The organism is Achromobacter insuavis, from assembly GCF_902859645.1.
GTDB classification, from domain to species: Bacteria; Pseudomonadota; Gammaproteobacteria; order Burkholderiales; family Burkholderiaceae_B; genus Achromobacter; species Achromobacter insuavis.
Genome location: NZ_CADIJR010000066.1, coordinates 24,255 through 30,554, shown reverse-complemented (window position 1 = coordinate 30,554; position 6,300 = coordinate 24,255). Strand labels below are relative to the sequence as shown.

General features: G+C 66.8%; 7 protein-coding genes. All 7 read left to right on the top strand.

Annotation, left to right across the window (positions count from 1 at the left end; all coding sequences use genetic code 11):
- The coding region (locus H0523_RS24780) for a YifB family Mg chelatase-like AAA ATPase (RefSeq protein WP_180180180.1) at window positions 1-850 on the top strand (850 nt) is incomplete at its 5' end.
- Window positions 851-1,207: 357 nt separating this feature from the next.
- Window positions 1,208-1,405 (top strand): 50S ribosomal protein L35, encoded by a 198-nt coding sequence (gene rpmI / locus H0523_RS24775; RefSeq protein WP_054432354.1) that lies wholly within the window; start codon window positions 1,208-1,210, stop codon window positions 1,403-1,405.
- 17 nt (window positions 1,406-1,422) lie between these two features.
- On the top strand, window positions 1,423-1,782 hold the full coding sequence (gene rplT, locus H0523_RS24770; protein WP_006387998.1) for a 50S ribosomal protein L20: 360 nt from the start codon (window positions 1,423-1,425) through the stop codon (window positions 1,780-1,782).
- A gap of 77 nt (window positions 1,783-1,859) precedes the next feature.
- Window positions 1,860-2,882 carry a phenylalanine--tRNA ligase subunit alpha gene (gene pheS, locus H0523_RS24765; protein WP_054432353.1) on the top strand — a complete coding sequence of 341 codons (1,023 nt, stop codon included), beginning with the start codon at window positions 1,860-1,862 and terminating at the stop codon, window positions 2,880-2,882.
- Between the two features lie 14 nt (window positions 2,883-2,896).
- Window positions 2,897-5,314 (top strand): phenylalanine--tRNA ligase subunit beta, encoded by a 2,418-nt coding sequence (pheT, locus tag H0523_RS24760; protein ID WP_054432352.1) that lies wholly within the window; start codon window positions 2,897-2,899, stop codon window positions 5,312-5,314.
- Window positions 5,315-5,317: 3 nt separating this feature from the next.
- Window positions 5,318-5,656, top strand: a complete 339-nt coding sequence (locus H0523_RS24755) for an integration host factor subunit alpha (RefSeq protein WP_006388001.1) — start codon at window positions 5,318-5,320, stop codon at window positions 5,654-5,656.
- Window positions 5,657-5,713: 57 nt separating this feature from the next.
- A complete protein-coding gene (locus H0523_RS24750) occupies window positions 5,714-6,145 on the top strand; it encodes a MerR family transcriptional regulator (RefSeq protein ID WP_054432351.1) in 432 nt (143 codons plus the stop codon).
- Window positions 6,146-6,300: the final 155 nt, after the last annotated feature.

Genomic DNA, 6,300 nt, shown 5'->3' with positions numbered 1-6,300 from the left:
CCTGTTGATGGTGGGGCCGCCCGGGGCCGGCAAGAGCATGCTGGCCGCGCGCCTGCCGGGTTTGCTGCCGCCGCTGGCGCGCACGCAGGCGCTCGAGGTCGCGGCCCTGGCCGCGCTGGCGGGCGCGCCGCCGGTACGGATAGGCACGCCGCCGTTCCGCTCGCCGCATCATTCGGCGTCCGCCATCGCCCTGGTGGGCGGCGGCGGACGGCCGCGACCGGGGGAAATCAGCCTGGCCCATCATGGGGTGCTGTTCCTCGACGAGCTGCCGGAATTCAGCCGACGCACGCTGGAGGCGCTGCGCGAGCCGCTGGAGACGGGCAGGGTGGTCATTGCCCGGGCGCTGCAGACGGCGCAGTTTCCCGCCCGCTTCCAGCTGGTGGCCGCGATGAACCCGTGCCCTTGCGGCTGGCGCGGTCATCCGCGCCGGGCCTGCCAATGCACGCCCGACCAGGTGGCGCGCTACGCCGGCAAGGTCTCGGGGCCGCTGCTCGACCGTATTGACCTGCACGTGGCGTTGCCGCCGACCGACCTGGAAAGCCTGCAGGGGCCGCCCGGCGAGGCGTCCGAGCCGGTCAGGGAGCGCGTGGCGCGCTGCCGTGAACGCCAGCTGGCGCGCCAGGGCAAGCCGAATGCGGCGCTGGCCGGCGCTGAGCTCGAGCGCCACTGCCCGCTGCAACCGCCGGCCCGCGACCTGTTGCTGCAGGCGATGCGCCGGCTGGCGGGTTCGGGCCGGGCGATGCACCGCGCCTTGCGGGTCGCGCGGACCATCGCCGATCTGGAGCAGGCGGACGGGCTGGAGGCGCATCACGTGGCGCAGGCGGTGCAGTACCGGCGGCCGGGGGCATAATGCGCAGGGCAGGCCGTTGTCGTTGGTCAGGCGGACGGGTTCCGTCCCTGGATGTTTCCCCGTGTCTGCCCGCAAGCCCCGATCCGGCTCGACAAAACCAGGGAAATCACCATATAATCAAAGGCTTTCCCGGATCCAGGCCATTTTTTTCGCCCGGGCCATCGGGGAAAGTTGCAGTACCCCAGCAGTCGAAGTACCCCCAGCAGTACCCCAGAAGTGGCAAGAGGTCCTCAAGTTTTGCCGCAATGGTGTAGGTCGAACGCTCCCGCCTTCATGGCTTGGAACGGCGCCAACCGCCTTGCGACAAGCACCTCGCGTCATGTAAATCAACAATAGTGTTCAGTTTAGGGAATCATCATGCCCAAGATGAAAACCAAGAAAAGCGCCGCAAAGCGCTTTCAGGTTCGCGGCAGCGGATCCATCAAGCGTGGTCAGGCGTTCAAGCGTCACATCCTGACCAAGAAGACGACCAAGGCCAAGCGCCAGCTGCGCGGTTCGGCAGCGGTTCATGACTCCAACGTGGCTTCCGTGAAAGCCATGATGCCTTTCGCTTGATCTAAGGGAGATCTACTATGCCTCGCGTCAAACGCGGCGTAACTGCCCGCGCACGTCACAAAAAAGTCATTTCCGCCGCCAAGGGTTACCGTGGCCGCCGCGGTAATGTGTTCCGTATCGCCAAGCAAGCGGTCATGCGCGCTGGCCAATACGCCTACCGCGACCGCCGCAACAAGAAGCGCACGTTCCGCGCGCTGTGGATCACGCGTATCAACGCCGCCGTCCGCGAACATGGCGTCAGCTACAGCGTGTTCATCGCCGGCCTGAAGAAGGCTGCGATCGAACTCGACCGCAAGGTCCTGGCCGATCTGGCCGTGCGCGACAAGGCCGGCTTTGCCGCCATCGTGCAGCAAGCCAAGGCTGCCTTGGCTGCCTGATCGCGCGCTTTAACTCATCGCGCATCGCTGCAAACGGGGCTGTAATGGCCCCGTTTGCGTTTTGAAGGCTGGATTTCATGACTCAATCGGTTGACGACCTGGTTTCCCAGGCGCAAGAACGGTTCGCCGCGGCCACCGACGCCGCCGCGCTCGAAAATGCAAAGGCCCGTTTCCTGGGCAAGGACGGCGCGCTGACGGTCCTGCTCAAGGGGCTGGGCAAGCTCGATCCCGAGCAGAAGCGCGACATGGGCGCCCGGATCAATCAGGCCAAGCAGAAGGTCGAGGAGCTCCTGAACCTGCGCCGCGCCGCCTTGGTGCAAGCGGAACTCGATGCCCGCCTGGCGTCCGAAACCATTGACGTATCGTTGCCGGGCCGTGGTCGCGTGCCGGGCGGCATCCATCCGGTCATCCGGACCTGGGAGCGCGTCGAAGAGATCTTCCGCTCCATCGGCTTCGACGTGGCGGACGGCCCCGAAGTCGAAAACGACTGGACCAATTTCACCGCGCTGAACAACCCGCTGGACCATCCGGCGCGTTCCATGCAGGACACGTTCTACGTCGACATGAAAGACGCCGACGGCCTGCCGCTGCTGCTGCGCACGCACACCAGCCCCATGCAGGTGCGATACGCCCGCATGCACAAGCCGCCCATCAAGGTCATCGCGCCGGGGCGCACCTACCGCGTCGACAGCGACGCCACGCACTCGCCCATGTTCCACCAGGTGGAAGGGCTCTGGATTGCCGAGGACATCTCGTTCGCCGACCTGAAGGGCGTGTACACCGATTTCCTGCGTTGCTTCTTCGAGAGCGACGATCTCGTCGTGCGTTTCCGCCCGTCGTTCTTCCCGTTCACCGAACCGTCGGCCGAAATCGACATGATGTTCACGTCGGGCCCGAACCGCGGCCGCTGGCTGGAGATCTCCGGCTCGGGCCAGGTGCACCCGCAGGTGGTGCGCAACTTCGGCCTGGACCCTGAGCGTTATATCGGCTTTGCCTTCGGCTCCGGACTCGAGCGCCTGACGATGCTGCGTTACGGCGTCAACGACCTGCGCCAGTTCTACGAAGGCGATTTGCGCTTCCTGCGCCAGTTCAACGAATAACAGACGGCTAGATCATGCAATTTCCCGAATCCTGGCTGCGTACGCTGGTCAATCCTCCGATCGCAACCGACGAACTCGCGCACCGGCTCACCATGGCCGGCCTGGAAGTCGAAGACACCGTGCCGGCCGCGCCCGCGTTCACGGGCGTGGTGGTCGCGCACATCGTCGAGATCGCCCCGCACCCCGACGCAGACAAGCTGCGCGTCTGCCAGGTCGATGACGGCTCCGGCGCGCTGTTGCAGATCGTCTGCGGCGCGCCCAACGCGGCCGCCGGCCTGAAGGTGCCGCTGGCCCGCGTCGGCGCGGAACTGCCCGGCGGCATGAAGATCGGCGTGGCCAAGATGCGTGGAGTGCAATCGTCGGGCATGCTGTGCTCGGCGCGCGAACTGGGCCTGTCGCAAGACCACGCCGGCCTGCTGGAACTGCCGGCCGAGATGGCGCCGGGCCAGTCGATCCGCGAAGCGCTGGACCTGGACGACACGCTCTTCACGCTGAAGATGACGCCCAACCGCGCCGACTGCCTGTCGATCCTGGGCGTGGCGCGCGAAGTCGCCGCGCTGACCGGCGCGCCGCTGTCGGTGCCCACCGCCAAGGCCGTGCCCGTGACGCTGGACGAGCTGCGTCCCGTCAAGATCGAGGCGCCCGACCTGTGCGGCCGCTTTGGCGGCCGCGTGATCCGTGGCGTGAACGCCCGCGCGCAGACCCCCGAGTGGATGAAGACGCGCCTGGAGCGCGCCGGCCAGCGCTCGGTGTCGGCGCTGGTGGACATCTCCAACTACGTCATGCTGGAACTGGGCCGCCCCTCGCACGTGTTCGACCTGGACAAGATCCACGGCGACCTGTCGGTGCGCTGGGCCCGCGAAGGCGAGACGCTCGAACTGCTGAACGGCCAGACCGTCACGCTGGATTCGAAGGTCGGCGTGGTGGTGGCCGGCGATCAAGTCGAAAGCCTGGCCGGCATCATGGGCGGCGAGGCCACCGCGGTCACGCTCGACACGCAGAACATCTACCTGGAAGCCGCGTTCTGGTGGCCGCAATCGCTGGCCGGCCGCGCGCGCCGCTTCAAGTTCAGCTCCGAAGCCAGCCATCGCGGCGAGCGCGGCGTGGACTTCGCCACGATCCCGCAGCACATCGAATTCATCACGCGCCTGATCGTCGACATCTGCGGCGGCCAGGTCGGTCCGCTGGACGACCAGATCGTCAACCTGCCCAAGCGCGAGCCGGTGCGCATGCGCCTGGCGCGCTGCCACCGCGTGCTGGGCGTGCCCGTCACGCAAGCCGAGGTCGCCAGGATCTTCGGCAGCCTGGGCCTGGAATTCACGCTCGACGGCGAAGACTTCATCGTCACGCCGCCGTCGTACCGCTTCGACCTCGAAATCGAGGAAGACCTGATCGAGGAAGTGGCCCGCATCTACGGCTTCGAGAACATTCCCACGGTGCCGCCGATGGCGCGCGCCAAGATGTTCTCGCAGCCCGAAGTGCGCCGCGGCCCGCACGCGCTGCGCCGCCTGGCCGCCGCGCAGGACTACCAGGAAGTCGTCAACTACAGCTTCGTCGAAGCCGAGTGGGAACGCGACTACGCCGGCAACGACACGCCGGTCAAGCTGGTCAACCCGATCGCCAGCCACCTGTCGGTGATGCGGTCGAGCCTGATCGCCGGCCTGGTGGCCAACATCCGCCACAACGCCAACCGCAAGCAGACGCGCGTGCGCCTGTTCGAACTGGGCCGCGTGTTCGCGCGTGACGACGCCGCCCAGGACGGTCCGCTGGAAGTCGCCGGCGTGCGCCAGCCGCTCAAGCTGGCCGGCGCCGCCTGGGGCCCGTCGGTGGAAGAGCAGTGGGGCGCGCCCGCGCGCCAGGTCGATTTCTACGACGTGAAGATGGACGTCGAGGCGCTGTTCGGCGCCCGTGGCGCCCGCCTGCGCTTCGAAGCCGCGGCCCATCCCGCGCTGCACCCGGGCCGCAGCGCCCGCGTCACGCTGGATGGCAAGCAGGTCGGCTGGATCGGTGAACTGCACCCGCGCTGGGCGCAGCAGGCCGACCTGGCGCACGCGCCGGTGGTGTTCGAGCTGGACGTGGACGCCCTGTCCGAAGGCGAGCTGCCGCAGGTGCGCGAGCTGTCGCGCCAGCCGGTGGTGGTGCGCGACCTGGCCCTGTGGGTCGATGCGCCCGTGACCGCGCAATCCATGCTGGACACGGTGGCGGCGACGGTCAAGGCCGATCCGCAGCTGGCCGTGGTGCAGGACGTGCGCCTGTTCGACGTCTGGCGCGAAAAGGCCCAGGGCGACCAGCCCGTGGCCGAGAAAAGTCTTGCGTTCCGTTTCTGGCTACAGGACACTGAGGTCACACTGGACGAAGCCCGGGTGGCCGATTGCCTGGCGCGCATCAAAGACGCTTTGGTCAGTGCCCACGGCGCGCGCCAGCGCGCTTGAACCATGGGGAACAGTATGCTTGCCGAGCCGCGTACCCTGACCAAGGCCGAGCTGGCCGAGCTGCTCTTTGAGCGGGTCGGCCTGAACAAGCGCGAAGCCAAGGACATCGTCGATACGTTCTTCGAGGAAATCCGCGATGCCTTGGCGCGCGGAGACTCCGTCAAGCTTTCGGGCTTCGGAAATTTCCAGGTGCGCGACAAGCCGCCGCGTCCGGGGCGCAACCCCAAGACCGGCGAGACCATCCCCATCGCCGCACGCCGCGTGGTCACGTTCCACGCGAGTCAGAAACTCAAGAGCGTGGTGGAGCAGGCCACTCCCGCAGCGCCAGATGCCGAGGAGTGATACGCTTTGTCGGTAATTGTTATCGGCACTCGACGCATCGCGGCATAGAATTCTCTTATGACACGTACCGAATCCACCGTTACCTTACCGCCCATTCCCGCCAAGCGTTACTTCACCATCGGTGAGGTCAGCGAGCTGTGCGGCGTCAAGCCGCACGTGCTGCGGTACTGGGAGCAGGAGTTCACGCAGCTCAAGCCGGTCAAGCGGCGCGGCAATCGTCGCTACTACCAGCATCACGAAGTGCTGCTGATCCGCCGCATCCGTTCGCTGCTGTACGAGCAAGGCTTCACCATCAGCGGCGCGCGCAACCGCCTGGGCGATGCGCGCGACACGCCGCACGACCAGGACGCCGCGGTGCGCCTGACTGGCGCCGAGATGCAAGCCCTGCGCAACGAGCTGGGCAATGTGTCGACGATGCTGGGCGAAGCCCTGGGCTCGCCGGCGCCGGCAGCCGGCGGCAACGCGGTGAGCGCCAGCGCCGCGGCCTGAGCGGCGCACGGTTCAAGCGCAGTTCAACATTCAGTACCTTGCGTGCCATGCGCGAGCCTTGCATGAAAGCGGTGCAGGCATCACGCGGGGCACGCAAATTTTTTTGAGTATTCGGCACTTTTTTTGCACCAATGCGTGCAAACAATTTTTAGGTC

What these genes read in the sequence shown, in the direction of transcription:
- rpmI (WP_054432354.1), top strand. Translation starts at nt 1,208, where the DNA reads ATGCCCAAGATGAAAACCAAGAAAAGCGCCGCAAAGCGCTTTCAGGTT.
- rplT (WP_006387998.1), top strand. Translation starts at nt 1,423, where the DNA reads ATGCCTCGCGTCAAACGCGGCGTAACTGCCCGCGCACGTCACAAAAAA.
- pheS (WP_054432353.1), top strand. Translation starts at nt 1,860, where the DNA reads ATGACTCAATCGGTTGACGACCTGGTTTCCCAGGCGCAAGAACGGTTC.
- pheT (WP_054432352.1), top strand. Translation starts at nt 2,897, where the DNA reads ATGCAATTTCCCGAATCCTGGCTGCGTACGCTGGTCAATCCTCCGATC.
- H0523_RS24755 (WP_006388001.1), top strand. Translation starts at nt 5,318, where the DNA reads ATGGGGAACAGTATGCTTGCCGAGCCGCGTACCCTGACCAAGGCCGAG.
- H0523_RS24750 (WP_054432351.1), top strand. Translation starts at nt 5,714, where the DNA reads ATGACACGTACCGAATCCACCGTTACCTTACCGCCCATTCCCGCCAAG.